The sequence below is a fragment of the Ensifer sp. EB106-03-01-XG145 genome, from assembly GCF_058792075.1.
The window spans coordinates 1-521 of the sequence record NZ_JBYTEC010000081.1; the positions used below are offsets into that span (position 1 = coordinate 1).

The 521-nt window shown below is 59.1% G+C and carries 1 pseudogene; it reads left to right on the forward strand.

The window, feature by feature from the left end:
- A pseudogene (locus tag AC3WWH_RS34825) lies at window positions 1-521 on the forward strand (transposase); the annotation flags it as partial.

The following is a 521-nucleotide window of genomic DNA, read 5'->3' on the forward strand; positions in this document are numbered from 1 at the left end:
GGAGACCGTCATTCGTACAAAACCGAAGCCAACGCCGACGCGATCATGTCGTGGCTTGAGGAACACCGGGACGGCACCTTGTTCGAACTTCGTGATGCCCTTGCAGCTCAGGGCATCGCCATCAGCAAGTCGGCGCTGCACCGTTTCCTTGTCCGGCACAATCAGACGCGCAAAAAAAGACTGGCCACGCGATAGAGCAAGCACGCCCAGACGTCTTGGAACTCCGTCAGCGGTGGTTCGACGAGCAACTTGATCTTGATCCGTCGCGGCTCGTGTTCATCGACGAAACATGGACCGCGACCAACATGGCCCGCACTCATGGAAGATGCACCAGAGGTGAGCGGCTGCGGATGGGTTTCCCGCATGGCCATCGCAAGACGACGACGCTTGTCGCCGGTCTACGAAACACCGGAATGGTCGCGCCTTTGGTCATCGACGGTCCGATCAATGGCGAGTGGTTCGAGGCCTATGTCGCTCAGGTCCTGGTCCCGACATTGAAACCCGGTGACGTCGTGATCCTC